This window comes from Erythrobacter sp. R86502 (genome assembly GCF_042466465.1).
Taxonomy (GTDB): Bacteria; Pseudomonadota; Alphaproteobacteria; order Sphingomonadales; family Sphingomonadaceae; genus Erythrobacter.
This window is the reverse complement of sequence record NZ_JAXHCJ010000001.1, coordinates 808,102-834,839: the sequence shown is the minus strand read 5'-3', so window position 1 is coordinate 834,839 and position 26,738 is coordinate 808,102. Positions and strand designations below refer to the sequence as shown.

Here is a 26,738-nt window from a genome sequence, read left to right as displayed (position 1 = left end):
CGGGCCGATCCGAGAGCCGTCCTTAGTGATCCCAAAGTCTGCGTGCCAAGGCGTTGCAAGAGGCGCAGCCCAAGCGGTGTTCTGTTATGTCCGGCGCGCCCTAGCGGTAGGGCGCGTCGGCTTCAAGGTTGGCTGCAATGGCCCGCTCCCATTTGTCACCATTCGCGAGCAGCTTTGCCTTGTCATACAGCAGCTCCTCGCGGGTTTCGGTGGCGTATTCGAAGTTCGGACCCTCAACGACAGCATCCACCGGACAGGCTTCCTGACAGAAACCGCAATAGATGCACTTGGTCATGTCGATATCGTAGCGGGTGGTGCGGCGGCTGCCGTCCTCACGTGGTTCGCTTTCGATGGTGATCGCCTGCGCAGGGCACACGGCCTCGCATAGCTTGCACGCGATGCAGCGCTCCTCGCCGTTCGGATACCGCCGCAGCGCGTGCTCGCCGCGGAAGCGGGGCGAGAGCGGGGCCTTCTCGAAGGGGTAGTTGATCGTCACCTTGGGCTTGAAGAAATACTTGAGCGTCAAGGCGTGCGCCTTGAGGAATTCCCACAACGTGAACGATTTGATGAGATGCGAAACGGATGTCATGACTGGCCTTCCACAGCGGTCGGCTGCGCAGGGGTGGTTTGAACGAAATCATTGGCGGTGGCGGGCGCTGCCGGATTGACGGCCGGGCGATCGAAATGCCCTGTCGCCATCAGGTAGCCGCTGGTCGCCGCCACAAACAGCAGGCTCATCGGCAGGAACACCTTCCAGCCCAGACGCATCAGCTGGTCATAGCGATACCGCGGCACGGTCGCCCAGATCCAGCTGAACATGAAGAAGAACATGAAGGTCTTGAGCAGGAACCAGATGATCCCCGGCACCAGATACAGCGGTGCCCAGTCGACCGGCGGCAGCCACCCGCCCCAGAACAGCAACGTGTTCAGCGAGCACATCAGCAGGATGTTGGCATATTCGCCGAGCCAGAACAGCGCGAAGCTCATCGACGAATATTCTGTCTGGTAGCCCGCGACGAGCTCGCTTTCCGCTTCGGTGAGGTCGAACGGTGCGCGCGCGGTTTCCGCCAGCGCCGAGATGAAGAAGACCACCCACATCGGGAACAGCAGCGGGTGCACGACATAGGCGTTGATGAAGCCGAGCCCGAAGCCCTGCTGCGCGTTGACGATGCCGCTCATGTTAAAGGTGCCGGCAAACAGCACCACGCACACCAGCACGAAGCCGATCGACACTTCGTAGGAGATCATCTGCGCCGACGCGCGCATCGCGGAGAAAAACGGATACTTGGAGTTCGACGCCCACCCGCTCATCACCACGCCGTAAACCCCCATCGAGGAGATCGCGAGGATGTAAAGCAGGCCCACGTTGATATCGGCCAGCACCACGCCGGCCGAGAACGGGATCACCGCCCAAGCCGCGAGTGCGACGGTGAAGGTGATGATCGGCGCGAGCAGGAAGATGCCCTTGTTCGCAGCCGATGGAATGATCGTTTCCTGCAGGAACACCTTCAGGCCGTCCGCGAAGGACTGCAGCAGGCCGAACGGCCCGACCACGTTGGGCCCGCGCCGCATCATGATCGCGCCCAGCACCTTGCGGTCGACATAGATCACCATGGCGACGCTGAACATCACGAGCAGCGAGATCACAATGATCCCGGTCAGCGTCGCGACGGTCCAGGCCCATTCGTAGCTGAGGCCGAGCGATTGGAAGAAGTCGGTCATTCCGCGGCCTCCTTCACGTCCGTCCCGTGGAGCAGTTCGGCCGAACATTGCTGCATCACCGCGCTCGCACGGGCGATCGGGTTGGTGAGGTAGAAATCCTTGATCGGGTAGCCGACAATCTCGCCTTCGGCCTTTGCATCGCCGCTCGCTGCGGGAAGCGCGCCATAATCGGCCAGCCCTTCCTCGCCCAGCGCCGGCACTGCGGCGATCATCTTCGCCTGCAATTCGCCGAAGCTGTCGAAGCCGACGGTGACGCCCAGGCTGTCTGCGAGCGCGCGCAGGATCGTCCAATCTTCACGCGCATCGCCGGGGGCGAAGACTGCCTTTTCGGCGAACTGCACGCGGCCCTCGGTGTTGACGTAGGTCCCGTCCTTCTCGGCGTAGGATGCGCCCGGAAGGATGATGTCGGCGTGATGCGCGCCCTTGTCGCCGTGGTGGCCGATATAGACCTTTAGCGAGCCCGCGTAGGGCGCATAGTCCATCTCGTCCGCGCCGAGGCTGAGCAGCACCTTGGGCGCGGACGCCGCGATGTCGCCCATCCCGCCCGGAAGCGTGAAGCCGAGCATCAGCGAGGCCATCCGCGCCGCCGAGATGTGGAGCACATTGAAGCCGTTCCAGCCATCCTTGACCAGGCCGAATTCGCTCACCAGCCCGAGCGCTGCGGGCAGCGCGCCCTTGGCAATCGCGCCTGCGCCGAGGATTACCGCCGGACGCTCGGCCCCGGTCATCGCATCGCGCAGCTCCTGCGGAAGCCGGCCAAGAATGCCGAGATCGCTGCCGAGGAAGGTCGCCGGGTAAGTCGGGTCCCAGTGTGGGCCGACGATGAAGACCTTCGCCCCGCCCTTCACCGCCTTGCGCAGACGGACATTGAGCAGCGCGGCATCCCAGCGCACATTGCTGCCCACGATCAGGATGACGTCAGCGGTCTCGATCCCGGCGAAGGTCGAGTTGAAGTTCACCGCCGCGAGGTTCGACACGTCATAGGTCATGCCGGTCTGGCGCGCTTCGGTGAGCTGCGATCCGCAGGCGTTGACCAGCGCCTTGGCGGCGAACATCGTCTCGGCATCGAGCAGATCGCCCGCGACCGCCGCGATGCTAGCCTTGTCGTTTTGCAGAGCGCCCGCGATCATGCCGAAAGCCTGCGCCCAATCGGCAGGTTGCAACCGGCCATCGCGGCGCACCCACACGCGGTCCAGGCGGCGCTTGGTCAAACCGTCGACCTGATAGCGGCCCTTGTCCGACAGCCACTCTTCGTTGACGTCGTCATTGACGCGCGGCAGCGCGCGCAGCACTTCGCGGCCCTTGGAATGGAGCGTGATGTTCGCGCCGACCGCGTCGGACACATCGATGCTGAGCGTCTTCTTCAATTCCCACGGCCGCGCCTCGAAAGCATAGGGGCGCGAGGTCAACGCACCGACCGGGCACAGATCGATGACATTCGCCGAAAGCTCGTGCGAAGCCGCCTGTTCGAGATAGGTCGTGATCTGCATGTCCTCGCCGCGGTACAGCGCGCCGATTTCGTCCACGCCGGCGATCTCTTCGGAGAACCGCACGCAGCGGGTGCAATGAATGCAGCGGGTCATGATCGTCTTGATCAGCGGGCCCATGTTCTTTTCGGTCACAGCGCGCTTGTGCTCGTGATAGCGCGAGCCACCGCGGCCATAGGCGACCGCCTGATCCTGCAGATCGCACTCGCCGCCCTGATCGCAGATCGGGCAATCGAGCGGGTGGTTGATGAGCAGGAACTCCATCACCCCTTCGCGGGCCTTCTTGACCATGGGCGAGTCGGTGCGGATTTCCTGACCGTCAGCGGCCGGCAGCGCGCACGACGCCTGCGGCTTGGGCGGCCCGGGCTTCACTTCGACCAGACACATGCGGCAATTGCCCGCGATGCTGAGGCGTTCGTGATAGCAGAAACGCGGGATTTCCTTGCCCGCCAGCTCGCACGCCTGCAACACAGTCGCGCCCGCCGGGACCTCGATTTCCTGACCGTCTACGGTGACCTTGGGCATTACTCGGCGGCCTCTTGGAATTGCGCGTTGTGTTCGTGAATCCGGCGCTCCAGCTCCGGGCGGAAGTGGCGGATCAGACCCTGGATCGGCCATGCCGCCGCGTCGCCGAGTGCGCAGATGGTGTGGCCTTCGACCTGCTTGGTGACTTCCTGCAGCATGTCGATTTCTTCGATCGCCGCATCGCCGGTACGCAGGCGCTCCATCATGCGCCACATCCAGCCTGTGCCTTCGCGGCAGGGGGTGCATTGGCCGCAGCTTTCATGCTTGTAGAAATAGCTGAGGCGGCTGATCGCGCGGACGATGTCGGTCGACTTGTCCATGACGATGACCGCCGCGGTGCCGAGGCCCGAGCCCAGTTCCTTCAGCCCGTCGAAATCCATCGGCGCGTTGCGGATTTGCGCCGCCGGCACCAGCGGCACGGACGAGCCGCCGGGAATCACCGCCAGCAGATTGTCCCACCCGCCGCGAATGCCGCCGCAGTGCTTTTCGATCAGCTCTTCAAAGCTGATGCTCATCGCTTCCTCGACCACGCAGGGCTTGTTCACGTGGCCGCTGATCTGGAATAGCTTGGTGCCCTTGTTGTTCTCGCGCCCGAAGCTGCTGAACCACGAAGCGCCGCGCCGCAGGATCGTAGGCGCGACCGCGATGCTTTCAACGTTGTTGACGGTCGTGGGGCAGCCATACAGACCCGCGCCCGCCGGGAACGGGGGCTTGAGGCGCGGCTGGCCCTTCTTGCCTTCGAGGCTTTCGATCATCGCGGTTTCTTCGCCGCAGATGTAAGCGCCCGCGCCGCGGTGCATGAAAACGTCGAAATCATAGTCAGAACCGCAGGCGTTCTTGCCGATCAAGCCGGCGTCATACGCCTCGCCAATGGCCTTCTGCAGGGTTTCGGCTTCCCGGATATATTCACCGCGCACGTAGATGTAGGCGGCGCGCGCACGCATCGCGAAACCGGCAACCAGCGCGCCTTCGATCAGCTTGTGCGGATCGTGGCGCAGGATCTCGCGATCCTTGCAGGAACCGGGTTCGGATTCATCGGCGTTGATGACGAGGAAGCTCGGGCGTCCGTCCCGCGATTCCTTGGGCATGAACGACCATTTCAGCCCGGTCGGGAAGCCCGCCCCACCCCGTCCGCGCAGACCCGAGGCCTTGATCTCCTCGATGATCGCATCCTGCCCGCGCGCGAGCAGCGCCTTGGTGTCATCCCAGTCGCCGCGCGTCTGCGCTGCCTTGAGGCCCCAATCCTGGAACCCGTAGACATTGGTGAAGATGCGGTCCTTATCCGCGAGCATTGCTGCTTCCTTCGTTGTTGGCCTTCGATTTGGCGCGCTTCAACCGCACCAGCGAAATCACCTGAAACATAAGCCCCAGACCCATCAGGATCACGCCCATTTCGAACGACCCTGTCGCGGTCACCATCGCGCCCAAGGCAAAGCCTGAAAGGCCAAGCACAGCAAAGGCCAGCGTTAACGGGCTCATCCGATCGCTCCCGATTGCCATAGGCCAGCCAGCACCGCGATGATGAGCAGAATCACGCCAACGCGTGCCAGACCCATCAGCAGCTTGTAGGCGATAAACGCTAACAGCAGCGCGCCAAGAAGGGATACAGCTCCGGTCACGTTACCAATCGCCCCGATAATCGTGGTTGGCGCTGACCATGTCCTTTAACGTGGTCGGCCCGCCCGACGGCTCCGAGGTGTACCGCCCCGGTTCCTGCGTCCCGGCCTTGGGCGTCTGCCCGGCGGCCAGCGCATCGAGCACCGCGTCCAGACGCTCGGGCGTCAGGTCTTCGTAGTTGTCGTCGTTGATCTGGACCATCGGCGCGGTGGCGCAATTACCCATGCATTCGACTTCGGTGAGCGTCCACAGCCCATCGGCCGAAATCCCGCCCTTCACCATGCCGCGGCTTTTGCAGGCGGTCATGATGTCGTCCGAGCCGCGCAACATGCACGGCGTGGTGCCGCACACCTGCACGTGGAATTTGCCGACGGGCTTCAAGTTATACATGAAGTAGAAACTGGCGACTTCGAGCACGCGGATCACCGGCATGTCGAGATACTTGGCGATATACTCAATCACCGGCAGCGGCAGCCAGCCTTGCGTATCGGTCTCCGCACCGACCTGCCGCTGGGCGAGATCGAGCAGCGGCATCACCGCCGATTTCTGGCGGCCCTCCGGGTACTTGGCGATGTGCCAATCAGCGGTTGTCTTGTTCTCCGCCGTCCACGCAAAGCCGGCCCAACGGGCGCGAAGTTCGGGAGTGTCGGGAGTGGGGGTACGATCAGCCATTATCTGTCACATTCACCAAAAACGACGTCGATCGCGCCCAGAATAGCGGTCGCGTCGGGCAGCATGTGGCCTTTGGACATGAAGTCCATGGCCTGAAGGTGCGAGAAGGCCGTGGGGCGGATCTTGCAGCGGTAGGGCTTGTTGGTGCCGTCGCTGACGAGATAGACGCCGAATTCGCCCTTGGGGCTCTCGGTCGCCACGTAAACCTCGCCCGCGGGGACGTGGAAGCCTTCGGTGTAGAGCTTGAAGTGGTGGATCAGGCTTTCCATCGACTGCTTCATCTCACCGCGCTTGGGGGGCGAGACCTTGCCGTCGGTCGAAGCGATCGGCCCGGTGGGCATATCGCGCAAGCACTGGCGGATGATCTTCGCGCTTTCGTAGACTTCCTTTACGCGCACCATGAAACGGTCATAGCAATCGCTGTTTGTCCCGACCGGAATGTCGAATTCCATGCGGTCATAAACATCGTAGGGTTGGCTCTTGCGCAGATCCCACGGAATGCCCGCGGCGCGGATCATCGGGCCGCTGAAGCCCCATGCAATCGCGTCCTCGCGGCTGACAACCGCAATATCGACGTTGCGCTGCTTGAAGATGCGGTTGTCCGTAACAAGGCTCATCGCGTCTTCGAACAACTGGAAGAAACGGTTGTCGAGCCAGTCGCCGATATCCACCAGCAGCTTTTCCGGCACATCCTGGTGGACGCCGCCGGGGCGGAAATAGGCAGAGTGCATCCGCGCGCCGCTCGCGCGTTCGAAGAAGTTCAGGCAATCTTCGCGCAGATCCATGATCCACAGGTTCGGCGTGAACGCGCCGACATCGAGGATGTGCGCGCCCATGTTGAGCATGTGGTTGCAGATGCGGGTCAGCTCGGCGAACAGCACGCGCAGATATTGCGCGCGGATCGGCACCTCGATGTTCAGCAGCTTCTCGATAGCGAGCACATAGGAATGCTCCTGCGCCAAGGGCGAGCAGTAATCGAGCCGATCGAAGTATGGCAGCGCCTGGAGATAGGTCTTCTGTTCGATCAGCTTTTCGGTGCCGCGGTGAAGCAGCCCGATATGCGGATCGATCCGCTCAATCACTTCGCCGTCCAGCTCCATTACCATGCGCAAGACGCCGTGGGCGGCCGGGTGCTGGGGGCCGAAATTGATCGTGTAGTTGGAAATCACCTCACCGTCGGTGGTGGGCGACTCTTCAAGTTGCATGCTCATCGTCCGCCCTCCTTCGAGGTGGGTTCGGGTGCCGAAGGCGCGTCCTTGCCGGTTTCCTTCTGGTCGGGCGAACCGGGTGAAACAGACTTGCTCGCCGCTTCATCGGCCTTCGGGCCGGCACCGGTCTGGCTGGGCTTTTCCGTGGTCTTGGGATCGGAAACGTCAGGCGCACCGCGCGACTTTTCGTCACCCGGAAGCTCGTAATCCGCGCCTTCCCAGGGGCTGAGAAAGTCGAAGCTGCGCATTTCTTGCGCGAGTTCGACTGGCTCGTACACGACGCGCTTTTCCTCTTCGGAATAACGCAGTTCGGTGTAACCCGTCATCGGGAAATCCTTGCGGAACGGGTGCCCTTCAAAGCCATAGTCCGTGAGAATGCGGCGCAGATCGGGGTTTCCTGCAAAGGTCACGCCGAACATGTCGAACACCTCGCGCTCAAGCCAGCCCGCGTTGGGCCACAGCGTGGTGACGGTCGGCACCGGAGTATCTTCGGAAGCCGAGCACTTGACCATCACGCGGTGGTTCTTGGTGAGGCTCTGAAGCATGTAGACGACCTCGAACCGCTCCGGGCGGCTTGGATAGTCGGCTCCGGCGATCTCCATCAGCTGCTGATACGCGTGCTCGTCGCGCAGCGTTTGCAGCACCTGCGCAATCGCATCGCGCTGGACACGGAAGATCACCTCACCATGCGCCTCAACCGCATTGATGAGCCACACGCTGATGCTTTCGCTGATGGCGTTGATCACGCCCTCGTTGGAAGCGAACTTCGGGGCGGAATGGAGTACAGCCATGATGCTCGCCCTTATCTTTCGATCGTGCCCACGCGGCGGATTTTCCGCTGCAGCTGCATGACGCCGTAAAGCAGCGCCTCGGCCGTCGGCGGGCAGCCGGGGACATAGATGTCGACCGGCACGATCCGGTCACAGCCGCGCACGACGCTGTAAGAGTAATGGTAGTAGCCGCCGCCGTTCGCGCAGCTGCCCATGCTGATCACATATTTGGGATCGGACATCTGGTCATAGACCTTGCGCAGCGCCGGCGCCATCTTGTTGCACAGCGTACCTGCAACAATCATCACGTCCGACTGGCGCGGAGACGCGCGCGGCGCGGCGCCGAAACGCTCCATATCGTAACGGGGCATGTTCACGTGGATCATCTCGACCGCGCAGCAGGCCAGGCCAAAAGTCATCCACCAGAGCGATCCGGTGCGCGCCCACTGGAACAGATCTTCGGTCGAGGTGACGAGGAAGCCCTTGTCATTCACTTCGGTCTGCAGCGCAGTGAAATAGGACGCATCCGGTTGCCGCACGTCCCCGCCCTTGGCGGTTGTCAGCGCAGATATGTCAGGCAGTCCTTGGGGAGGAGTAACGATCGTATTCATTCCCAGTCCAACGCCCCTTTCTTCCATTCATAAGCTAGCCCAACCGCGAGGATGAACAGGAACACCATCATCCCGCCCCAACCGGTCCACCCCGTGACATCCAGACTGACCGCCCAAGGGAACAGGAAGGCGGCTTCAAGATCGAAAACGATGAAGCTGATCGCAACCAGATAGAAGCGGACATCGAACTGGCTCCGCGCGTCTTCGAATGCGGGGAAACCGCATTCATATTCGGACAGCTTTTCAGCGTCCGGATTGTGCGTGCCCGTCAGCCGCGACACCGCCATCGGTGCCACGACGAAAAGCACCGACAACCCGAAGGCCACCAGTACAAATAACAGTATCGGCAGATACTGGCTGAGATCGATCACGACGATGTCCAAGCTGTTAATCCCGAGGGGTGCCCTAAGCGTGTAGCGCCGCTGGCGCAAGCCTGCGACTCGGGCAAATCCCTATATGAATGATGCACGAAATCGAACAGACGTTGCGAGGGCACTCTTCCCTCGCAACGCGCTACTTCATCATGCGTTCAATCGATTTGTCGGTGGTCTTGCCATATGGAGGCTTCATGCCGCTGAGCTTGGCGATGTCGATCTTGGGCTGATGATAGACTGCGCGCCCGTGACTGAATTCGCGGAAGCCTTCGATCGCGTGATAGCTTCCCATGCCCGATGGGCCGACCCCGCCGAACGGAAGGTCATCCATGGAAACATGGAACACCACATCATTGGTCGTGACGCCGCCGGAAATTGTCCGGTTCAAGACGCGTTCCTGTTCGGCGTTGTCTTGCCCAAAGTAATACAGCCCCAGCGGGCGATCATGGTCGTTGATATAATCTACTGCCTGATCGACCGCTTTATATGTCATCACCGGCAACACCGGGCCAAAGATTTCTTCCTGCATGGCCGTCATGTCATCGCGGACGTTCTTAAGGATCGTGAGCGGCATCTTGCGCTGGTTGGCATTGCTGAAGTCTTCGCCCGCGGGATTGACCTCGATCACTTCGGCGCCCTTGTCCCTGGCATCCGCGACCAGGCCTTGCAGCCGTTCAAAATGACGATCCGACACGATCGATGCGTAATCATCATTGTCGAGCAACCGGGGGTACATTGCGCTTGCTGCGCCGATGATGCCTGCCACGGCCTCATCCTGCTTGTCTTCAGGAACGATGAGATAGTCGGGGGCGAGGCATATCTGGCCTGCGTTCATCATCTTGCCAATCGCTATCCGTTCGCCAGCCTTGGCAAAATCCGCGCTGCGGCCCATGATAACAGGTGATTTTCCGCCAAGCTCAAGTGTCACAGGAACAAGGTTTTCGGCTGCGGCCTGCATCACCCGGCGACCGGTGGCAGTCGAGCCTGTGAAGACCAGATGATCAAACGGCAGCGAAGAAAACGCTGCCGCGACATCCGGACTACCGGTGACCACGGCCACCTCTTCTGGCTGGAAATACTGCGCGGTAAGTTCGGCCATCAATTCGCTGGTACGCTCGGTAAATTCAGACGGCTTGATCATGGCCCGGTTGCCTGCGGCCAGCACCTGCATCAAGGGGCCAAACGCCAGTTGAAGCGGGAAATTCCATGGCGACAGTATGCCGATTACCCCTTTAGGTTCATAGCGAACCTCGGCCTTCGCTCCCAGAAGGCCCAGCGGAAATTGCACCTTGCGCTTGTCCGGTTTTGCCCAGTTGTCGATGTTTTTAAGGGCGTAATGGCCCGCACCCACTGTGGTTGCGATATCGGTCAACATCGATTGTGCGTGAGACCGATTGCCGAAATCGGCGCTCATCGCCTTGGCAAAGGCATCACCGTGGTCCTTGATCAGCGCAATCGCACGGCGCACCCTGTCCTTGCGCTGCGACAAGGCTTCTGGCCGAGAGGCGGTGAAAGCGGCGCGTTGGCGCGCCAGAAGAGCTTCAAGTTCAGCGCGGCGGTCATCGGCCATGTCGTTCTCCCGTTCGGACATAGGTGCGTTTTTATTTGCGACCTGTCTTTGCGCAAAAGGTGGCCTCAAGGCAAGTCGCAACGCCCTCGCCCACGATTGCCAATGACGCCTCGCACCACTACATCCCCCGCCAACCACCCTATCGTCACGCAAGGACATTGCCATGACCCAGCTTTCCGCCGCCGATCCGATTGTGATCCTTTCCTATGCCCGTACGCCCATGGGCGCGATGCAGGGCGCGCTGGCTGATGTGAGTGCTACCGATCTGGGCGCTGTCGCCGTGAAGGCCGCGATGGATCGTTCAGGCGTCGCGGGCGAGGATGTCGACCGCGCCTATATGGGGTGCGTCTTGCCTGCAGGTCTCGGCCAGGCACCGGCCCGTCAGGCTGCGATCAAGGCCGGCCTGCCGCTGTCCGTCGAAGCGACCACCGTCAACAAGGTCTGCGGTTCCGGGATGCAGACCGTCATCATGGGCGCAGAAGCTCTCGCCAGCGGGACCATCGATATCGTGGTGGCTGGCGGGATGGAAAGCATGACCAATGCACCGTACCTGCTGAAAAAGCACCGTTCGGGCGCACGGCTTGGCCATGATACCGCCTATGACCACATGTTCCTCGACGGGCTGGAAGATGCCTACGAACAGGGCCGCGCGATGGGCACCTTTGCGCAGGACACGGCCAATGATTACCAGATGACCCGCGAGGATATGGACGCATACGCGATCGAATCGCTCGCCCGGGCCAATCGTGCAATCGAAAGCGGCGCCTTTGCCGATGAGGTTGTTCCTGTCACAGTTGTGACCCGTGCCGGCGAGGTTACAGTCGAACATGACGAGGCCCCTTCCAAGGGCCGCCCTGACAAGATCCCGCAGCTGAAACCCGCCTTCGCCAAGGATGGTACGATCACTGCGGCAACCTCAAGCTCGATCTCCGATGGTGCTGCCGCTGTCGTCCTGACCCGTGCCAGTGTGGCTGCTCACAAGGGGCTGTCCCCCGTTGCGCGCATTGTTGCCACAGCAGCCCATGCACAGGCCCCGGCGCAATTCACCACCGCTCCCATTCCGGCGATCAAGAAGGTGCTCGACCGGGCGGGCTGGAATGTCGACGATGTTGACCTGTTCGAAGTCAACGAAGCCTTTGCGTGTGTCGCGATGTTTGCGATGCGCGATCTTGGAATTGGCCATGACAAGATCAACGTCAATGGCGGCGGCACGGCACTGGGTCATCCCATCGGTGCAAGCGGCACGCGCATCATCGTCACGCTGCTCAATGCGTTGAAACAGCAGGGCAAGACCCGCGGCGTGGCCGCGCTGTGCATCGGCGGCGGCGAAGCGACCGCCGTTGCAGTCGAACTGGTCTGAAAACTGCGAGCCGGGCGACGTTATTCGTCGCCCGGCAAGCGATCCGAACCCCACAGGCGGGATGCGCTGATCCAGCCCTTTCTGCCCGCGATGTCGATGTCGCACCAGCCTTTGCGGCACGACTTCAACTTCATCACGACACCCGGCTGCGCCCGCCATTTGAGCGCCGACGCTCCGTTTGGTTCAGCCCGCACATCCGAAAGCGCCGTACCAATCACAATTGCCCCGCGATCAGGATCAAGCTGGCTCGCCGCAATCCAGCCTCGCGTGCCTTCGTGATCTTCAACCAGACGCCAGCCTTCGCGCAGACGCACGACCTTTACCGGCAGTCCCTGCCGCAGATATACCCACGTCACCGGATATTCGGCGCTGGGACCAACCCGCATGTTCACCCGTTCGTAGCGCAAACTGGCCCAATAGGGCAGCGTACGATCTTGCGCGCGCAGTGGCGTGATGATGAAACTTGCGGCCATCAACAGCACCAGGCCGATTGTCGTGATTGAACGGGTTCCCTGCATGGTGCGAGCGATAGCGCCTTGTGCCGTGCGGATTCAAGCGGCGCATGCACATCGGTGCCTTGACCGCCGTAGCATTAGGGCATTAGCCCATCACCCATGACCCAGCGCCCCTCCCGTCCGCTTGCCGCGCCCGCCCGCGTGATCGTGACCCGTCACCTGATGCCAGAAGTCGAAGCGCGGATGCGGGAATTGTTCGATGTGACGCTCAATGAAGGCGATGTGCCGTTGACCCGCGCACAGCTCCGCAACGCGATGCAGGACTGCGACGTTCTGGTTCCCACCGTTACGGACACGATCGATGCCGAACTGATTGCGAGCGCGGGCGAGAGGTTGGGCCTGATCGCAAATTTCGGGGCGGGTACCGAACACATCGATCTGGCCGCTGCGGCTGCCCGCAAGATCATCGTCACCAATACGCCGGGCGTCTTCACCGACGACACCGCCGACCTTGCGATGGCAGGGATCATCGGCGTGCCGCGCCGCATTCGCGAAGGTACCGCGCTAGTGCGCAGTGGAAAGTGGACGGGCTGGGCGCCTTCGGGGCTGCTAGGAAGGAAGCTTGCAGGCAAGGTGCTTGGCGTCATCGGTATGGGGCGCATCGGGCAGGCGGTCGCGCACCGTGCCCGCGCCTTCGGGCTGGAAATCGCCTATACCAACCGCAAGCCCCTGCCTGAGGCTTTGGAGCGGATGCTCGGCGCACGCTATATCGGCGACGTAGACACGCTGATGGCCGAGGCGGATATCCTCACCCTGCACTGCCCGCTAACTGAGGAAACCCGCCACTTGATCGATGCGCGCCGGATCGCATTAATGAAAGCGGGTAGCAGCATCATCAACACCGCACGCGGCGAATTGATCGATCAGGAAGCTCTGATCGCGGCGCTGGAATCAGGGCATCTGGCTGGCGCCGGGCTCGATGTCTACCCCGACGAACCCCACGTCGACCCGCGCCTGATCGCCCATCCCAACGTCATGACCCTGCCCCATATCGGCAGCGCCACTGCCGAAGGGCGTGAGGATTCCGGGCACAAGGTCATCGCCAATATCCGCATGTGGGCTGACGGCCACCGTCCGCCCGATCAGGTGCTGACCGCACTGGTGCGGGGATAGAACGCCGCACCAGCGCGCGCGATCAATCCCCGGTCAAAATCCGCTCGACCAGTTCGCCCACGCTTGGCGTGTAGCCATTGGAATAGAACGGATCGGTCTTGAACCGATAGGCCGCATGGCCTGCGAAGGCGAGGTTGTCATCAGGATCGCCGCCGTGCGCAATGTCCTGCAGCGTCTTCTGGATGCAGAAGCTGCGCGGATCGGCCAGACGCCCGGTGGTGTAATCGTCATGGTCCTTCCAGCTCGAAAACGAGCAGTGCGAAAGACATCCCATGCAATCCTGCTGATCCTTGCGGATAATATCGCGTGATTCCGGGGTGACGAAAACGATCGAATCTTCGGGTGTTTTCAACGGTTCGCTATGGCCGGCGCGCATCCACATTTCGGCGCGGGTCTTGTCTTCGGGCCTGACCCAGAAATTGCGCGCCTTGCCGTCTTCGCCCAACTGCACCGTGCCGTCTTCTGCACCGCGCTTGAAGAACGGGATCTGGCGTTCGGACCGGTGCATCAGGTCGTACAGGAACGGGGTCTTGACTGCGCTCGAATAGAACCCGGTGGGCGAGAACTTGTGAAGCAGCACGTCGCCCGGCTCAACCTCGCGCAGCATGTCCTTCCAGATCTGCGGAATCGGGCTTTCCTGTGTCACCAGCGGACGCGTGCCGAACTGGAAGGCGATGGTGCCCAGTTCGGGATTGTCGATCCAGTCGTTCCATTCGCGCAGATACCACACCCCGCCTGCCATCACGATTGGCACGCTATCAGCGATGCCTTCGGCGCGCATCATGTCGCGCAGCACCTTGACGCGGGGATAGGGGTCCTCGGGCTTGGTGGGGTCTTCGGCATTGCTCAGGCCGTTGTGTCCTCCCGCCAACCACGGATCTTCATAGACCACCGCCGCCATCAGGTGAGGAACCTTATGATAGGAACGCTTCCACAGCGCACGAAATGCCCGGCCCGAACTGACGATCGGAAGATAGCACACATCGAAGCGCGCCGCGATTTCCGCCAGCTTGTAAGGCATCCCGGCGCCGCAGGTTACGCCTGTGACCATACCGCGGGTGTTTTCCAGCACGCCTTCGAGCACGGCTTGCGCCCCGCCCATTTCCCACAGCACGTTGATATTGATCGCGCCCTTGCCGTTCGCGATCTCATACGCCTGTTTGACCTGCGTGGTCGCGCCGTCGATCGCGTATTGGATCAGTTCCTGGTGGCGTTCTTCACGGGTGCGGCCGTGATAGATTTGCGGGATCGGGTTACCGTCCGCGTCGTAGCTGTCGGCGTTGACCGCGCTGACAGTGCCGATACCACCTGCGGCGGCCCATGCCCCCGAACTGGCATGATTGCTCGCCGAAACACCTTTGCCGCCTTCGATCAGCGGCCAAACTTCACGACCGCCATAAACGATCGGGCTCAATCCCTTGAACAATGAAAATCCCCTCTGCGCGAAAGCCGCGCGTGTTTTCGTGATAATGACATAGTGAGCCTGATGGTGCCTCGCAACCTTGCGCTCAGCCTGCCTCGCACACCTTGATGGCTTCAGGCGGGGTGCGTTTTGAACCGCGTTGGAACCGTGCAAAATATCCCTTGATGTCAGGCCGTTCGGTGTATTCGACAAGAACGTAACCCACCGCCTCAAACTCGCAGAAAAGCAATCTGTGCGGCAGCCCGTGACGGCCGACGGCCGTGTCGCTTTCCACCACGACAATCTGACCATCGGAATTGAGCGAAGGCCATGTGTTCCACAAAAACGCGTAAGGATCGGTCACTTCGTGGTACATATGAACCATGAAGATGCGATCGAAACTGTCCGGCGGAAGCTGTGGGTGATCGGCGTCGCCGAACTTGATCGAAATGTTTTCGAGCCGTTCACGCTCCACCCGGCGTCCCAGACGGTCCAGCGCCTCGCGGCTGATGTCCTGAGCCAGAACGCGGCCATCGCCGCCAACGCGCTCGGCCAATCGAACGGTGTAGTAGCCCTCGCCCGCCCCGATATCTGCGACGGTCATTCCGGCCCGCAAGTCGGCAAGATCCATTACCACCTTGGCTTCGTTGCGCTGGTCGCGCGCGTCCTCGTTCGAGAACTGGGTGGAGACCACCTTTGCCACCGGCCGATCGGGTTTGGGAAAAACGCTGGCCCCCGATGAACGATCGCTGGCGACGGGCATCAACCCATCACACGCAGAAAGCAGCAACAGCGCCGTTGCCGCGGCAAAGGCCGGAGCGGACCAGACGGTATGGCCGCGCATACCGCTTATTCCACGTCCTCGATTTCGACCTTCTCGCCCGTCACGCGCTGCGCCAAGGCGGCCGAAATGAAGGGATCGATCGCACCGTCAAGCACGGCATCGGGCGAGGTCGAAACCACGCCGGTGCGCAGATCCTTGACCATCTGATAGGGCTGCAAGACATACGACCGAATCTGGTGGCCCCAACCAATATCGCTCTTGGCCGAATGTTCGGCGCTGGCGGCTTCTTCACGCGATCGCATCTCGGCCTCGTACAGCCGCGCCTTCAGCATGTTCATCGCGATTTCGCGGTTCTTGTGCTGGCTGCGATCCTGCTGGCTGGCGACCACGATGCCCGAAGGCTGGTGGGTGATGCGCACCGCGGAATCGGTGGTATTGACGTGCTGACCGCCCGCACCCGACGCGCGATAGGTATCGATCTTGAGGTCGGCCGGATTGATGTCAATTTCGAAGCTGTCATCGATCACCGGATAGACCCACACGCTCGAAAAGCTGGTGTGGCGCCGCGCCGAACTGTCATACGGGCTAATGCGGACAAGCCGGTGGACCCCGCTTTCGGTCTTCGCATAGCCATAGGCGCCTTCGCCCTTGATATGCAGCGTGGCCGACTTGATACCGGCCTGTTCGCCGCTTTGATATTCAACCGTTTCCACCTTGAAACCGCGCCGCTCGGCCCAGCGGCCATACATGCGGAACAGCATTTCGGCCCAATCCTGGCTCTCGGTCCCGCCTGCGCCGGCGTGGATTTCAAGATAGGTGTCGTTGCCATCAGCCTCACCCGAAAGCAGCGCCTGGACCTTGTCAGCATCAGCCCGGTCGGCAAGGCGTTCGAGCGTGCGCAGGCCGTCATCTACGATGCTGTCTTCGCCCTCGGCCTCGCCCATGTCGATGAACTCGATCGCATCAGCCATTTCGGCGGCAATTTCGTTGACGGTGTTGACCGCGTTTTCCAGCGTCTTCTGTTCGCGGCTGATCGCCTGCGCCTGCTTGGGATTGTCCCACAGATTGGGGTCCTGCACGCGCGCGTTCAGTTCATCGAGACGCCGCAGCGCACGGTCCCAGTCAAGCGCAAGACGCACCAGCGCCAATGCCGCCTCGATCCGATTGATATAGGCCTGACCTTCGGCCCGCATGGCTGATCCTTCACATCAATAAGCTGACAAGGCCGATGCGCTTAACGTCGGCGGCGGGATTGTAAAGCGGGCACGCCCCGTCTCGCTGTTGCTACATCGTCCAATCTTACCCGGCGCAAGGAGCCTTTTGCGCGTTGCTGCGGGACAAAGCCTCGCCAGTCACGGACGCGATCAATCCACCGCGACCGGTTCGGCAAATTCGATGGTTTCAGGCTCGGGCGTGTCGATCACCGCGCTCTCGGCACTTTGCCGTCCTGCGCGGATCAAAGCCATGATCTCGTTACGCTTGGCCGCGATTGCATCCTGGCGCGTGTACCGCTCTGGTTCGGTGTCGGGTTTGAACGCTTCCCAGATCACGGCCGAGCGCGGATCATCGGTAGGCCACCCATCGAACACCCGCTTGCCCGAGCGACGGTCGACGCGCACCATCCGGACACCGGCAGGAGCCACCGCCGGAAGATCCGACCACTTGGGCTTGGTCTTTTCGATCAGGCTCTTGATGATCGGTGCGGCGATGGTACCGCCGAATGCATACCCGCCCATGTTGCGCGGCTGATCAAAGCCCACATAGGCCCCGGCGATCATCTGCTGCGTGCCGCCGATGAACCACACGTCCTTCGGGCCGGTCGTGGTGCCGGTCTTGCCAAACAGGGGCAGGTTCAGCGGATTGAGCACAGTGGCGGTTCCGCGGCTGACAGCGCCGCGCAGCATGTGCATCACCTGAAACGCGGTGCGCGCATCCATCGCCTGCGTTCCGCGCACGCCAAAGCGCGGCATCTGCTGGCCATCCCATTGCGCCATGTTGCAGCCCCGGCAATCGCGATTGTCGGCGCGCCACAGAACCTTGCCGCGACGGTCCTGCACATAATCGATCACCGTGGGCGGATTGAGCCGTCCGTGATTGGCAAGCGCGCTGTAGGCTGCAACCATCTTCACCAAGGTTGTCTCGCCCGCACCAAGCGCGGTTGAGGGATAGGCCGGGAATTTGCCGATCCCGAGCCTTTCGATCCCCTTGACCACATTGGGCATCCCGGCGGTCATACCGATCTGAACAGTCATGATATTCTGCGACTGTTCCAGACCGTAACGCATCGGGTACTGTCCGCCGCTGCCCGTGCCGCGGATGCACTTCTCGCCCAGATTGGCGCCCTGATAATAGCAGAAGCGATTGTTATCGACCTGCGTTGACGGCGTCATCCCGCTGTCGAGGCCCGCAGCATACACGAATGGTTTGATCGTGGAGCCAGGCTGCCGCAGCGCCTGCGTCGCGCGGTTGAAATCGGACAAGCGATGATCGAAGCCGCCTTGCATTGCGACGATCCGCCCGGTCTGTGCGCTTTCAACAACAAGTGCGCCTTGCGCCTGCGGGATTGTGCGCACCTGCCAGCCATTGCCACTGGGGTTGACCGCGATCACATCGCCGGCCTTCAGCGCGCTGGGCAGGCCGCTGAGCGGTGCATCCTGACCATCGGCAAAACCGACCCGCGCCGATGATCCGCTGCGGCTGATCACCACGCCGATCCGCCAGTCCTTGTAGCTGATGCCCAAAGGCGAACTTTGGAGTTGGCTCGCCCAGTTGCCTTCGCTGACATCAATCGTCGCGATCGGCCCGGCCCATGCGCGCCCCCCGTGATACCGCAACAGCCCTTCGCGTAGCGCATCACGCGCCGCCGCCTGCATATCAGGATCAAGCGATGTACGCACCCACAGACCACCTGCATAAACCGAATTGGGCCCGGCCTCTGCGGTTTCACCGAAACGATCGATAAGCTCGCGCCGAACCTCTTCGAGGAAATAGCCCGCATCGACGCTGCGTTCGCGGCGTTGCGTCACAAGGCTGAGGGGCTGCGCAGCAGCGGCACTGCGTTCGGACGCGGTGATGAAGCCATTTTCCTGCATCTGGCCAAGAACGAAATTGCGTCGTTCCATCGCGGCGTCTTCCTGACCATTGCGCCCATAACGTTCAGGCGCCTTGGGCAAGATGGCCAGAAACGCCGCTTCATGCAGCGCAAGATCATCAACGTCCTTGTCGAAATAGGCACGCGCCGCAGCCTGCACACCGAAACTGCGGCGTCCCAGCGGAATTTCGTTGAGATATAGCTCAAGGATTTCCTGCTTGGTCAGCACCTGTTCGATTCGGCCGGCCAGGATCATCTCCTTCAGCTTGCGCGTGACCGAATATTCGTCGCCCAGCAGCAGGTTCTTGGCGACCTGCTGGGTGATCGTCGATCCCCCCACGGCGCGTTTGGTGCGCGCCGGGTTGAGATAATCGACAACCGCCCCGGCCGTGCCGAAAAAGTCGATCCCGCCGTGGCTGAAGAAGGTCTTGTCCTCTGCCGAAAGATAGGCCTCGATCAAAAGGTCAGGAAAATCGGCATATTGCAACTGCACCCGGCGTTCACGGGCGTAGGAATGGACAATATCCCCGTTAATGCCCCGAACCACAGTAGGCAACGGCGTTTCATAGGTCAGCAATGTATCGGCTTCGGGCAGATCGCTTGCCAGCCATACGAACAGCGCAATCCACAGGACAAGCGCCAGACCAATCGCGGCTGCGATCAGTTTGAACAGCAGGCTTTGCCGCCACCGATCCCGGAACCAGGCCAGCGCGCCGCCAACGTCGCGGTTGGCGCGGTAACGCAGGTAAGCCCAATGCGACAATCTGTCGGCTACGGGATGCGAAGATGCAGTCGGCTCGGTCATGGGTACGCGGCAACTAGCACGGCGATGTTGGCGAAGGCTAGACGGTTTCCCATCCTATTCGCCGCTTCCTGCAGGGACCCGCCGCCGCGCAAAATAGACCCGGATCGCGCGCGCCAGAACGTTGGCGTACTGCGCCCGCCCTTCGGCAGTGGTCAGCAAGGCGCGGTCGCGGGTATTGGTCACAAACCCGCTTTCAAACAGGACAGACGGCACATCGGGGGCGCGCAATACTGCCAGCGCAGCAGCGCGGCGGGGTTGCGGCACGAACGCCAGTCGATCGTCCGCTTCGCGCAGGATCAGGTTTGCAAAGTCCAGCGCATCTTCCTGAGTCCGCTGCTGCGACAGTTCGACAAGAATTGCGCTCACATTCGCGCTTTGCCCGGCGATCCGGACACCGTTCAGCCGGTCTGCATCGTTTTCCCGCGCTGCAAACCGCGATGCCGCCTCGCTCGAAGCGGCGTTGGACAAGGTGTAGATGCTGGCACCGCTGACCTCGGAACGGTCTCCGGCAGAATCGGCGTGAATCGAAAGGAACAGATCCGCTTCGAGACGGCGGGCAATTTCGGGGCGATAGGCCAGCGGCAGGATACGATCATCCGACCGGGTAAGCGCAACGCGAACCCCTCCTTGCGCCAGCAGCGCATCCCGCACTGCCAACGCCAGCGCCAGCGTGATATCCTTTTCGCTGATCCTTTGCCCTTCGGGATCGGTGCCAATCGCACCCGGATCGCGGCCGCCGTGTCCTGCATCGATTACCACCAACGGACGCTGGGGATCATCGGGCCCGGAAACGGGCGGGAGGGAAAGCAGCGCGGCCGCTTCGCCCAGATCGAACCGCAATACGTAGTCACGGCCCCAGTGCGGGACCGGAATGGTAAGCCCCAGAAGCCCTGCCCCTCCCAGTAGAACAACCGGCACGGCAAGCGCGATCAGCAGGAGAGTGCGAAAACTCATGATAGCAAGGTGCTTAGGGTCTTGCGCCCCAACAGCGCAATAGAGTTGCGGGGTTTGGCCCACAGTGCTAGCGGTATTGCCCGAGAGGTTGCATCAAGGCGCAAGTTGCGCTGACTTGTTCTCCTCTCGCGCCGGGGCATTTTCTACTTTCGCGCCCGGCTTAGTACAGGTTGATGTAGTGACAGGACGTTTTTCCCGATCGATGAGCACGATGCGCAATCAGCGCGTGCGTGCCCTCACGGGTCAATACGCGGCGACTGGCCGCACGTTCCTCGCTGCAGACACGAGCTTCGCGCTGAGCGCCGCTGGCGGCAATTGCGCGATTCCCCCTTCCGGCAGCGCCCACGGCACCGCCGGTTCATCAAACAATGCGCGCCCCCTTCACGTCCCTTCGCGGGCAAGGCCGGGCGCATGGAGACTATTCAATGGCAACGCGCATGCTTATCGATGCGCGCCACCCGGAAGAAACACGGGTGGCGGTTCTTCAAGGCAACCGGATTGAGGAATTCGATTTCGAATCTGCCGAACACAAGCAGATCAAGGGAAATATCTATCTAGCCAAGGTCACGCGGGTCGAACCGTCGCTTCAGGCGGCTTTTGTAGACTTTGGCGGCAATCGCCACGGCTTTCTCGCCTTCAGCGAAATTCACCCCGATTATTACCAGATCCCCAAGGCCGATCGCGACGCCCTGCTGGCTGAAGAAGCCGACGCGGCCGAAGAAGAAGAACGTCTTCGCGCCGAAGAAGAGGAAGAAGGCTTCTCCCCCGGCGAAGAATATGACGCCGAAGACGAAAGCGGGGAATCGCTCGCTGAAGACTTCGCGGAAAACGGGGTCGAGGAAGTCGATACGTCCGACAAGGACGATGTATCAACCTTTGAAGACGGCGCTTCTGACGACGAAAATTCGGACGACGACTCCGGTGATGACGACCACAACGAAGAAGAAAACGGCGAAGGCTCCGATCAGGACCGTGGGCGCGGTCGCCGGGGGCGGCGTCGTCAGGGCAGCAAGAACGGCGATGCCGGCGGCAATGGCAAGGTTGGCCGTAGCCGCGCCAAGCAGGTTGACGAGGTGCGCGCCAAGCGCATGGCGCTGCGCCGCCGTTACAAGATTCAGGATGTTATCCAGCGCCGCCAGGTGCTTCTGGTCCAGGTCGTCAAGGAAGAGCGCGGCAACAAGGGCGCGGCGCTGACGACCTATCTCAGCCTTGCAGGCCGTTACACCGTGCTGATGCCCAACAGTTCCAGCGGGGGCGGAATCAGCCGCAAGATCAGCTCGACCAGCGATCGCAAGCGCCTGAAGGATATGGTTTCGGACCTCAAGCTGCCGCGCAGCATGGGTCTGATCGTACGCACTGCCGGGATGAGCCGCACCAAGCCCGAGATCAAGCGTGACTTCGATTACCTCGCCCGCGTCTGGGACGACATTCGCGAGAATACGCTTGCCTCGGTCGCGCCGGCGCTGATCCATTCGGACAGCGATTTGATCAAGCGCGCGATCCGCGACATCTACAACCGCGAGATCGAAGAGGTCGTGGTTGAAGGCGAGGATGGCTACAAGTCAGCCAAGGCTTTCATGAAGATGCTGATGCCCAGCCACGCGCGCCGGGTGAAGGCCTATTCCGATCCGGTGCCGCTGTTCCAACGCTACGGCGCCGAAGATCAGCTGCGCGCGATGTATGATCCGATGGTGCAGCTGAAATCCGGCGGCTACCTGATCATCAACCCGACCGAGGCGCTGGTGTCGATCGACATCAACTCCGGGCGTTCCACCAAGGAACACGGGATCGAAGCGACCGCGCTGCACACCAACTTGGAAGCGGCGCGTGAAATCGCCCGCCAGCTGCGCCTGCGCGACATGGCCGGTCTCGTGGTGATCGACTTCATCGACATGGAATATTCGGGCAACGTCCGCAAAGTCGAAAAGGCGATGAAGGACGCGCTCAAAAACGACCGCGCGCGCATTCAGGTCGGCCGCATTTCCAGCTTCGGCCTGATGGAAATGAGCCGCCAGCGGCTGCGCACCGGTGTGCTTGAAGCGACCACCCGCCCCTGCCCGCATTGCGATGGCACGGGGCTTGTACGCACGGCATCGTCCGCCGGTCTTTCCGCGCTGCGTCTGATCGAAGACGAAGCGGCGCGGGGTAAGGGGACCATAATCCGTCTTTCGGCCAGCACCGAAGCGGCGATCTATCTGCTCAACGAAAAGCGCGCCGATCTGGTCGAGATCGAGCAGCGCTACGGCGTCTCGGTCGAAGTCATTCCCGAAGGTGAGGATGAAGGCGCCAAGATGAGCGTGGCCAGTGCTGGCCCGCGGCCTGCCTTCGCGCCCAAGTTCGAACCGATCGTCGATGACGAGCCGGAAGACGATCTGCCCGAAGAAGATGACGACATCGACGAGGATGACGCCCCGCAGCAGGACACCCGTCAGTCGCGGCGCGAACGCGGTGATCATGATGACGCCAATGACGAGGGGGGCAGCCGTAAGAAGAAGCGCCGTCGCCGTCGTGGCGGGCGCAACCGCAATCGCGGCGATCAGAACGAAAACGGCGACAACGAAAACGGTGACGCCGACGAGAACGGCGACGACCGCAACGATGAAGCCCGCAACGCTGACGAAAGCGACGAGAGCGGCAACGCTTCGGATGGCGAGCATGACAATGGCGATGATGGCGATGATCGTCCCAAGAAGCGCCGCCGCCGCGGTGGTCGCGGTCGCAAGCGCCGCGATGACGCAGACGGCAATGACGCCGCTTCGCAGGACGACAGCGTTTCACAGGACGACAGGGCTTCCGAAACGACTAGCGACGGCGACTTTGCAAACGCCGTTTCGGAACCGGCCCCTGCACCTGAAGCTGACACTCCTGCCGAAGCTGCCCCGGCAGCCGACGTTCCGGCTGACGTGCCGGCTGAAAAGCCCAAGCGCGTGCGTGCGCCTCGCAAGAAGAAGGTAGCCGAAGTGGCCGCCGAACTCGCGCCTGAACTTGCAGCCGACGCCCAGGACACGGCCGAAGCAGCTGCGCCCGAAGCGCCGGCCGAAAAGCCCAAGCGCAAGCGAGCGCCGCGAAAAGCCAAAGTGACCGAACCCAGCGAAGCCTTGTCGCAGCAAGTCATGGAAGACATGGCCGTGATTGCCGGGCCCGACGCTGCGCCGCAAACCGCCGAGGCCATGGCTTCGCAAGATGCAGCGTCAGAAGCCTCGCCGGAACCGGCCCAGGACAGCACTGCGCCGTCGGCAGAGACGCCAGCAGACGGCAACAAGCCGCGCAGGGGTTGGTGGCAGCGCACATTCGGCGAGTAACCCTACGCCGATCTGGCAGACATTTCAGGGGCGGGAACGGGCAACCGGTTCCGCCCCTTTGCTATGCCCGCTTGTGCGCAATCCCCCATTCCATCCACCCGGCAAAGCGGGGGGCCTTGGGTGTGTAACCCGCCCCCAGGCTTTCAACTGCAAAACCTGAACCCTCCAACGCCGACGCAATCGGACGGGTGAGATGACATCCGCCTGCCAGGCGGCTCCACACCGGTTCGATCCGTTGCTGCCAGCGCCGCACGCCTGCATCAGGGGCGCGGCCGTGTTCAAGAAACAGCACGGTCCCGCCCGGTCGCAAAACCCGCCGCATTTCGCGCATCACGGCCGGGGCATCATCCACGGAACACAGGGTAAAGGTGCAGACCACGCAATCAAAGGACGCATCGGCAAAGGGGATCGCCTCACCCCGCCCCTGCCGCAAATCTGCCGGCCAGCCTTTGCTGCGCGCTGCGCTGCGGGCGTCGTCAAGCAAGCCCGCGTGCGGATCGATCCCGGCATAGGACGTGATTGCCGCCGCGTCGTAGAACGCATGGTTGATGCCGCCACCGCAGCCCAGTTCGAACACATCGCCACGCGCACGCGGAACAATCGCAGCGCGCCGTTTCATCACCTGCCCCTGCGAACATGCGCAGGTAATAAGCCGCGGCATGATTTTCGCTTCGTACCAGCTTGTGAGTCCCATGGATTTTTCCCGCACTCTTTCCTCGTAACACGATGCGTGGCACGTTGCGTCACAATTGCAAACTGGCTCTGGAGAGGTGCTGCGCAATGACCACTGACAGCAGGCGGGACTACCCCGCCCCGCCCACACAACCGGCGCGCTTCCACGTTCATTTTAGGCTGTGGCTCACTGCGGCGATGCTCTTCGCCTTCCCAGTATTGGGCATGGCGATAAGCGACGAAGTCGCCTGGGGGTGGGAAGATTTCGCGGCGATGGCGTTGCTTCTCGGCCTTTTGTGCGGCGCGATCGAAATTGCCCTGCATGTCCTTGATGCACCGCGTTGGCGGATCGCCGGAATCGGGCTGGCGGTTCTGCTGTTCCTGACAGCGTGGGCGCACCTCGCGGTGGGAATATTCCGCTAGGCAGGGACTTCGTCACCGCGAAAATCGAACACCCGGCCCGATTGCGCAGGTATCAGCCGCGATAACACACCAAGCAGGTTGGCCGCACAATCATCCGGCTGTGTCAGCTGGCCATCGGGCAAGCCCGACTGGAAGGGCTGCGACAGCGCACTGTCCACCGTGCCAGGATGCAGTCCGACAATGATGCTTTCCGGATGCGAGCGCGTCATCTCAATCGCGAAATTGCGCAGCAGCATGTTGAGCGCCGCCTTGCTGGCCCTGTAGGCGTGCCATCCGCCAAGTCGATTGTCCGAAATCGAACCCACCCGCGCCGACAGGGCAGCAAACCGGAACGCCTGACTGCGCGGCATGATGCCCAGCATATGCTTGGCAATCATCGCAGGGCCAATTGTGTTGAGCGCCAGCACATCTGCCATGACGCCGGGGTCAAGCCGCTTGTACGTCCGCTCTGGCCCCGCGCCGCCTTCCAGCGTCAACACACCGGTTGCCACGATTACCCAGTCCGGCGGATCATTGCGCATGATGTCGGCAGCAGCGGCGATGCTGTCTTCGGCTTTCAGATCGAAGGCGAACGGGCGAAAAGCGGCGCCATTCGGGCTATCGCCCGTGCGCGACCCGGCATAGATCGTTTCGGTGCCTGCCGCCGCCAACGCTGTACACAGTGCGCTGCCAATTCCGCCCGATGCGCCAAAAATCGCGGCCGTGCGCGGCCACAGCGATACCTGCTGTCCTACATTGTCCATGCTGGATAAATCCTGTGCATGCGGTTGTGGTTCCTGTCTTTATCGCGCCTTCCTGCGCTCGCTTCCGAAAGGATTTCGCCGCAGTGCCTTTTTTGCGTTCTGGACAGTGTCTCATGTGTCTCCAACATGGGTGCTGTGCCGCGCTCAACCCCTGTTCCAAACGCTGCAACAGCCCCCGCTTGCGCCAGCGGACAATCGCGTTAGATAGGGGCCAACACGAAACGGGATCATTTCATGGCGACCTTCACTCTCCCCAAGAATTCCAAGATCAATGCCAACGGCAAGGTCCACACCTCGCAAGGCGGCCGGGTGAAGGCGTTCAAGGTCTATCGCTACGATCCCGACAGCGGCCAGAACCCGCGTTACGACAAGTTCGAAATCAATCTCGACGAATGCGGCCCGATGGTGCTGGACGCGCTGTTCAAGATCAAGAACGAGATCGACCCCACGTTGACCTTCCGCCGCTCATGCCGCGAAGGCATCTGCGGGTCGTGCTCGATGAACATGAACGGCAAGAACGGCCTCGCCTGCACCACCGCGATTGAGGATCTGAAGGGCGAAATCCGTATCACCCCGCTGCCGCACATGGACGTGATCAAGGACTTGGTGCCTGATTTCACGCACTTCTACGCGCAATACGCCTCGATCCGTCCGTGGCTGCAAACCGTCACCCCGACGCCGAGCGGCAAGGAGCGGCTGCAATCGCCCGAACAGCGCGAACAGCTCGACGGGTTGTACGAATGCATCCTGTGCGCCTGCTGCTCGACCTCGTGCCCGAGCTACTGGTGGAACTCGGACAAGTTCCTGGGCCCGGCGATCCTGCTGCAAGCCTATCGCTGGCTGGCCGACAGCCGCGACGAGATGACCGGCGAGCGGCTTGACGATCTGGAAGATCCCTTCCGTCTGTATCGCTGCCACACGATCATGAACTGCGCGAACGTCTGCCCCAAGGGTCTCAGCCCGGCCAAGGCGATCGCCGAAACCAAGAAGATGATGGCCGAACGGGCCATCTGACCCG

General features: G+C 61.8%; 25 protein-coding genes. 5 read left to right on the top strand and 20 right to left on the bottom strand.

The genetic code is table 11. The features are described from left to right. Nucleotides 1-100: 100 nt before the first annotated feature. The 12 genes from nuoI to SJY33_RS03925 all read right to left on the bottom strand — a co-directional run bounded on the left by nuoI (nucleotide 101) and on the right by SJY33_RS03925 (nucleotide 10,556). Nucleotides 101-589, bottom strand: a complete 489-nt coding sequence (nuoI, locus tag SJY33_RS03980) for an NADH-quinone oxidoreductase subunit NuoI (RefSeq protein WP_379921278.1) — start codon at nucleotides 587-589, stop codon at nucleotides 101-103. Next, nucleotides 586-1,722: an NADH-quinone oxidoreductase subunit NuoH gene (gene nuoH / locus SJY33_RS03975; RefSeq protein ID WP_379921277.1), complete on the bottom strand. Its 1,137-nt coding sequence runs from the start codon at nucleotides 1,720-1,722 to the stop codon at nucleotides 586-588. Before nuoH ends, nuoI begins: the two co-directional genes overlap by 4 nt. Beyond that, on the bottom strand, nucleotides 1,719-3,734 hold the full coding sequence (nuoG, locus tag SJY33_RS03970) for an NADH-quinone oxidoreductase subunit NuoG (protein WP_379921276.1): 2,016 nt from the start codon (nucleotides 3,732-3,734) through the stop codon (nucleotides 1,719-1,721). The genes nuoH and nuoG overlap by 4 nt, the downstream gene beginning before the upstream one ends. Next, on the bottom strand, nucleotides 3,734-5,026 hold the full coding sequence (nuoF, locus tag SJY33_RS03965; protein WP_379921275.1) for an NADH-quinone oxidoreductase subunit NuoF: 1,293 nt from the start codon (nucleotides 5,024-5,026) through the stop codon (nucleotides 3,734-3,736). The genes nuoG and nuoF overlap by 1 nt, the downstream gene beginning before the upstream one ends. Further along, a complete protein-coding gene (locus tag SJY33_RS03960) occupies nucleotides 5,013-5,234 on the bottom strand; it encodes a hypothetical protein (protein ID WP_379921274.1) in 222 nt (73 codons plus the stop codon). The genes nuoF and SJY33_RS03960 overlap by 14 nt, the downstream gene beginning before the upstream one ends. Beyond that, on the bottom strand, nucleotides 5,210-5,353 hold the full coding sequence (locus SJY33_RS03955; RefSeq protein WP_379921272.1) for a hypothetical protein: 144 nt from the start codon (nucleotides 5,351-5,353) through the stop codon (nucleotides 5,210-5,212). The genes SJY33_RS03960 and SJY33_RS03955 overlap by 25 nt, the downstream gene beginning before the upstream one ends. A 1-nt stretch (nucleotide 5,354) precedes the next feature. Next, nucleotides 5,355-6,023: an NADH-quinone oxidoreductase subunit NuoE gene (gene nuoE / locus SJY33_RS03950; RefSeq protein WP_379921271.1), complete on the bottom strand. Its 669-nt coding sequence runs from the start codon at nucleotides 6,021-6,023 to the stop codon at nucleotides 5,355-5,357. Next, the gene (locus tag SJY33_RS03945; RefSeq protein WP_379921270.1) at nucleotides 6,023-7,234 is read right to left on the bottom strand and encodes an NADH-quinone oxidoreductase subunit D; all 1,212 of its coding nucleotides are present in this window, start codon (nucleotides 7,232-7,234) and stop codon (nucleotides 6,023-6,025) included. The genes nuoE and SJY33_RS03945 overlap by 1 nt, the downstream gene beginning before the upstream one ends. Continuing rightward, nucleotides 7,231-8,022: an NADH-quinone oxidoreductase subunit C gene (locus tag SJY33_RS03940; RefSeq protein WP_379921269.1), complete on the bottom strand. Its 792-nt coding sequence runs from the start codon at nucleotides 8,020-8,022 to the stop codon at nucleotides 7,231-7,233. Before SJY33_RS03940 ends, SJY33_RS03945 begins: the two co-directional genes overlap by 4 nt. 11 nt (nucleotides 8,023-8,033) lie before the next feature. Continuing rightward, nucleotides 8,034-8,612: a NuoB/complex I 20 kDa subunit family protein gene (locus tag SJY33_RS03935; protein WP_379921268.1), complete on the bottom strand. Its 579-nt coding sequence runs from the start codon at nucleotides 8,610-8,612 to the stop codon at nucleotides 8,034-8,036. Next, a complete protein-coding gene (ndhC, locus tag SJY33_RS03930) occupies nucleotides 8,609-8,983 on the bottom strand; it encodes an NADH-quinone oxidoreductase subunit A (protein ID WP_379923512.1) in 375 nt (124 codons plus the stop codon). The genes SJY33_RS03935 and ndhC overlap by 4 nt, the downstream gene beginning before the upstream one ends. 142 nt (nucleotides 8,984-9,125) lie before the next feature. After that, nucleotides 9,126-10,556, bottom strand: coding sequence for a coniferyl aldehyde dehydrogenase (locus tag SJY33_RS03925; protein WP_379921267.1), 1,431 nt, complete (start codon nucleotides 10,554-10,556; stop codon nucleotides 9,126-9,128). A gap of 163 nt (nucleotides 10,557-10,719) precedes the next feature. Here SJY33_RS03925 and SJY33_RS03920 point away from each other — a divergent pair, with 163 nt between their 5' ends. Then, entirely contained in the window at nucleotides 10,720-11,916 is a 1,197-nt protein-coding gene (locus SJY33_RS03920) for a thiolase family protein (protein ID WP_379921266.1), read from the top strand. A 20-nt stretch (nucleotides 11,917-11,936) separates the two neighbouring features. Here the strand turns inward: SJY33_RS03920 and SJY33_RS03915 are convergent, their stop codons facing one another. Beyond that, nucleotides 11,937-12,434, bottom strand: coding sequence for an SH3 domain-containing protein (locus tag SJY33_RS03915; protein ID WP_379921265.1), 498 nt, complete (start codon nucleotides 12,432-12,434; stop codon nucleotides 11,937-11,939). A gap of 96 nt (nucleotides 12,435-12,530) precedes the next feature. Here SJY33_RS03915 and SJY33_RS03910 point away from each other — a divergent pair, with 96 nt between their 5' ends. After that, entirely contained in the window at nucleotides 12,531-13,544 is a 1,014-nt protein-coding gene (locus SJY33_RS03910) for a 2-hydroxyacid dehydrogenase (protein WP_379921264.1), read from the top strand. 22 nt (nucleotides 13,545-13,566) lie between these two features. Here SJY33_RS03910 and SJY33_RS03905 read toward each other — a convergent pair whose 3' ends face one another. From SJY33_RS03905 to SJY33_RS03885, 5 genes are all read right to left on the bottom strand, one after another. Next, nucleotides 13,567-14,970 (bottom strand): NAD(P)H-dependent flavin oxidoreductase, encoded by a 1,404-nt coding sequence (locus SJY33_RS03905; protein ID WP_379921263.1) that lies wholly within the window; start codon nucleotides 14,968-14,970, stop codon nucleotides 13,567-13,569. A gap of 82 nt (nucleotides 14,971-15,052) precedes the next feature. Then, nucleotides 15,053-15,790 carry a class I SAM-dependent methyltransferase gene (locus SJY33_RS03900; protein WP_379921262.1) on the bottom strand — a complete coding sequence of 246 codons (738 nt, stop codon included), beginning with the start codon at nucleotides 15,788-15,790 and terminating at the stop codon, nucleotides 15,053-15,055. Nucleotides 15,791-15,795: 5 nt separating this feature from the next. Beyond that, complete coding sequence (gene prfB, locus SJY33_RS03895; RefSeq protein ID WP_379921261.1) at nucleotides 15,796-16,923, bottom strand: peptide chain release factor 2; 1,128 nt, start codon at nucleotides 16,921-16,923, stop codon at nucleotides 15,796-15,798. 171 nt (nucleotides 16,924-17,094) lie between these two features. Beyond that, nucleotides 17,095-19,626: a penicillin-binding protein 1A gene (locus tag SJY33_RS03890; RefSeq protein ID WP_379921260.1), complete on the bottom strand. Its 2,532-nt coding sequence runs from the start codon at nucleotides 19,624-19,626 to the stop codon at nucleotides 17,095-17,097. Nucleotides 19,627-19,680: 54 nt separating this feature from the next. After that, entirely contained in the window at nucleotides 19,681-20,580 is a 900-nt protein-coding gene (locus SJY33_RS03885) for an N-acetylmuramoyl-L-alanine amidase (protein ID WP_379921258.1), read from the bottom strand. A 425-nt stretch (nucleotides 20,581-21,005) separates the two neighbouring features. On the opposite strand from SJY33_RS03885, the gene SJY33_RS03880 reads away from it, so the two are divergent. Next, nucleotides 21,006-23,882, top strand: coding sequence for an Rne/Rng family ribonuclease (locus SJY33_RS03880; protein ID WP_379921256.1), 2,877 nt, complete (start codon nucleotides 21,006-21,008; stop codon nucleotides 23,880-23,882). A gap of 61 nt (nucleotides 23,883-23,943) precedes the next feature. Here SJY33_RS03880 and SJY33_RS03875 read toward each other — a convergent pair whose 3' ends face one another. Beyond that, nucleotides 23,944-24,576: a class I SAM-dependent methyltransferase gene (locus tag SJY33_RS03875; protein WP_379921255.1), complete on the bottom strand. Its 633-nt coding sequence runs from the start codon at nucleotides 24,574-24,576 to the stop codon at nucleotides 23,944-23,946. A gap of 86 nt (nucleotides 24,577-24,662) precedes the next feature. Here SJY33_RS03875 and SJY33_RS03870 point away from each other — a divergent pair, with 86 nt between their 5' ends. Beyond that, nucleotides 24,663-24,977, top strand: coding sequence for a hypothetical protein (locus SJY33_RS03870; RefSeq protein ID WP_379921254.1), 315 nt, complete (start codon nucleotides 24,663-24,665; stop codon nucleotides 24,975-24,977). Here the strand turns inward: SJY33_RS03870 and SJY33_RS03865 are convergent. Next, nucleotides 24,974-25,720 (bottom strand): SDR family NAD(P)-dependent oxidoreductase, encoded by a 747-nt coding sequence (locus SJY33_RS03865; protein WP_379921253.1) that lies wholly within the window; start codon nucleotides 25,718-25,720, stop codon nucleotides 24,974-24,976. The genes SJY33_RS03870 and SJY33_RS03865 overlap by 4 nt on opposite strands. Before the next feature lie 234 nt (nucleotides 25,721-25,954). Between SJY33_RS03865 and SJY33_RS03860 the strand changes: the two genes are divergently transcribed. Next, the gene (locus tag SJY33_RS03860; protein ID WP_379921252.1) at nucleotides 25,955-26,734 is read left to right on the top strand and encodes a succinate dehydrogenase iron-sulfur subunit; all 780 of its coding nucleotides are present in this window, start codon (nucleotides 25,955-25,957) and stop codon (nucleotides 26,732-26,734) included. Nucleotides 26,735-26,738: the final 4 nt, after the last annotated feature.

Bases quoted from the DNA above. Each gene is read 5' to 3' on its own strand.
- nuoI (WP_379921278.1), bottom strand. From the start codon at position 589: ATGACATCCGTTTCGCATCTCATCAAATCGTTCACGTTGTGGGAATTC.
- nuoH (WP_379921277.1), bottom strand. From the start codon at position 1,722: ATGACCGACTTCTTCCAATCGCTCGGCCTCAGCTACGAATGGGCCTGG.
- nuoG (WP_379921276.1), bottom strand. From the start codon at position 3,734: ATGCCCAAGGTCACCGTAGACGGTCAGGAAATCGAGGTCCCGGCGGGC.
- nuoF (WP_379921275.1), bottom strand. From the start codon at position 5,026: ATGCTCGCGGATAAGGACCGCATCTTCACCAATGTCTACGGGTTCCAG.
- SJY33_RS03960 (WP_379921274.1), bottom strand. From the start codon at position 5,234: ATGGCAATCGGGAGCGATCGGATGAGCCCGTTAACGCTGGCCTTTGCT.
- nuoE (WP_379921271.1), bottom strand. From the start codon at position 6,023: ATGGCTGATCGTACCCCCACTCCCGACACTCCCGAACTTCGCGCCCGT.
- SJY33_RS03945 (WP_379921270.1), bottom strand. From the start codon at position 7,234: ATGAGCATGCAACTTGAAGAGTCGCCCACCACCGACGGTGAGGTGATT.
- SJY33_RS03940 (WP_379921269.1), bottom strand. From the start codon at position 8,022: ATGGCTGTACTCCATTCCGCCCCGAAGTTCGCTTCCAACGAGGGCGTG.
- SJY33_RS03935 (WP_379921268.1), bottom strand. From the start codon at position 8,612: ATGAATACGATCGTTACTCCTCCCCAAGGACTGCCTGACATATCTGCG.
- SJY33_RS03925 (WP_379921267.1), bottom strand. From the start codon at position 10,556: ATGGCCGATGACCGCCGCGCTGAACTTGAAGCTCTTCTGGCGCGCCAA.
- SJY33_RS03920 (WP_379921266.1), top strand. From the start codon at position 10,720: ATGACCCAGCTTTCCGCCGCCGATCCGATTGTGATCCTTTCCTATGCC.
- SJY33_RS03915 (WP_379921265.1), bottom strand. From the start codon at position 12,434: ATGCAGGGAACCCGTTCAATCACGACAATCGGCCTGGTGCTGTTGATG.
- SJY33_RS03910 (WP_379921264.1), top strand. From the start codon at position 12,531: ATGACCCAGCGCCCCTCCCGTCCGCTTGCCGCGCCCGCCCGCGTGATC.
- SJY33_RS03900 (WP_379921262.1), bottom strand. From the start codon at position 15,790: ATGCGCGGCCATACCGTCTGGTCCGCTCCGGCCTTTGCCGCGGCAACG.
- prfB (WP_379921261.1), bottom strand. From the start codon at position 16,923: ATGCGGGCCGAAGGTCAGGCCTATATCAATCGGATCGAGGCGGCATTG.
- SJY33_RS03890 (WP_379921260.1), bottom strand. From the start codon at position 19,626: ATGACCGAGCCGACTGCATCTTCGCATCCCGTAGCCGACAGATTGTCG.
- SJY33_RS03885 (WP_379921258.1), bottom strand. From the start codon at position 20,580: ATGAGTTTTCGCACTCTCCTGCTGATCGCGCTTGCCGTGCCGGTTGTT.
- SJY33_RS03880 (WP_379921256.1), top strand. From the start codon at position 21,006: ATGGCAACGCGCATGCTTATCGATGCGCGCCACCCGGAAGAAACACGG.
- SJY33_RS03875 (WP_379921255.1), bottom strand. From the start codon at position 24,576: ATGGGACTCACAAGCTGGTACGAAGCGAAAATCATGCCGCGGCTTATT.
- SJY33_RS03870 (WP_379921254.1), top strand. From the start codon at position 24,663: ATGACCACTGACAGCAGGCGGGACTACCCCGCCCCGCCCACACAACCG.
- SJY33_RS03865 (WP_379921253.1), bottom strand. From the start codon at position 25,720: ATGGACAATGTAGGACAGCAGGTATCGCTGTGGCCGCGCACGGCCGCG.
- SJY33_RS03860 (WP_379921252.1), top strand. From the start codon at position 25,955: ATGGCGACCTTCACTCTCCCCAAGAATTCCAAGATCAATGCCAACGGC.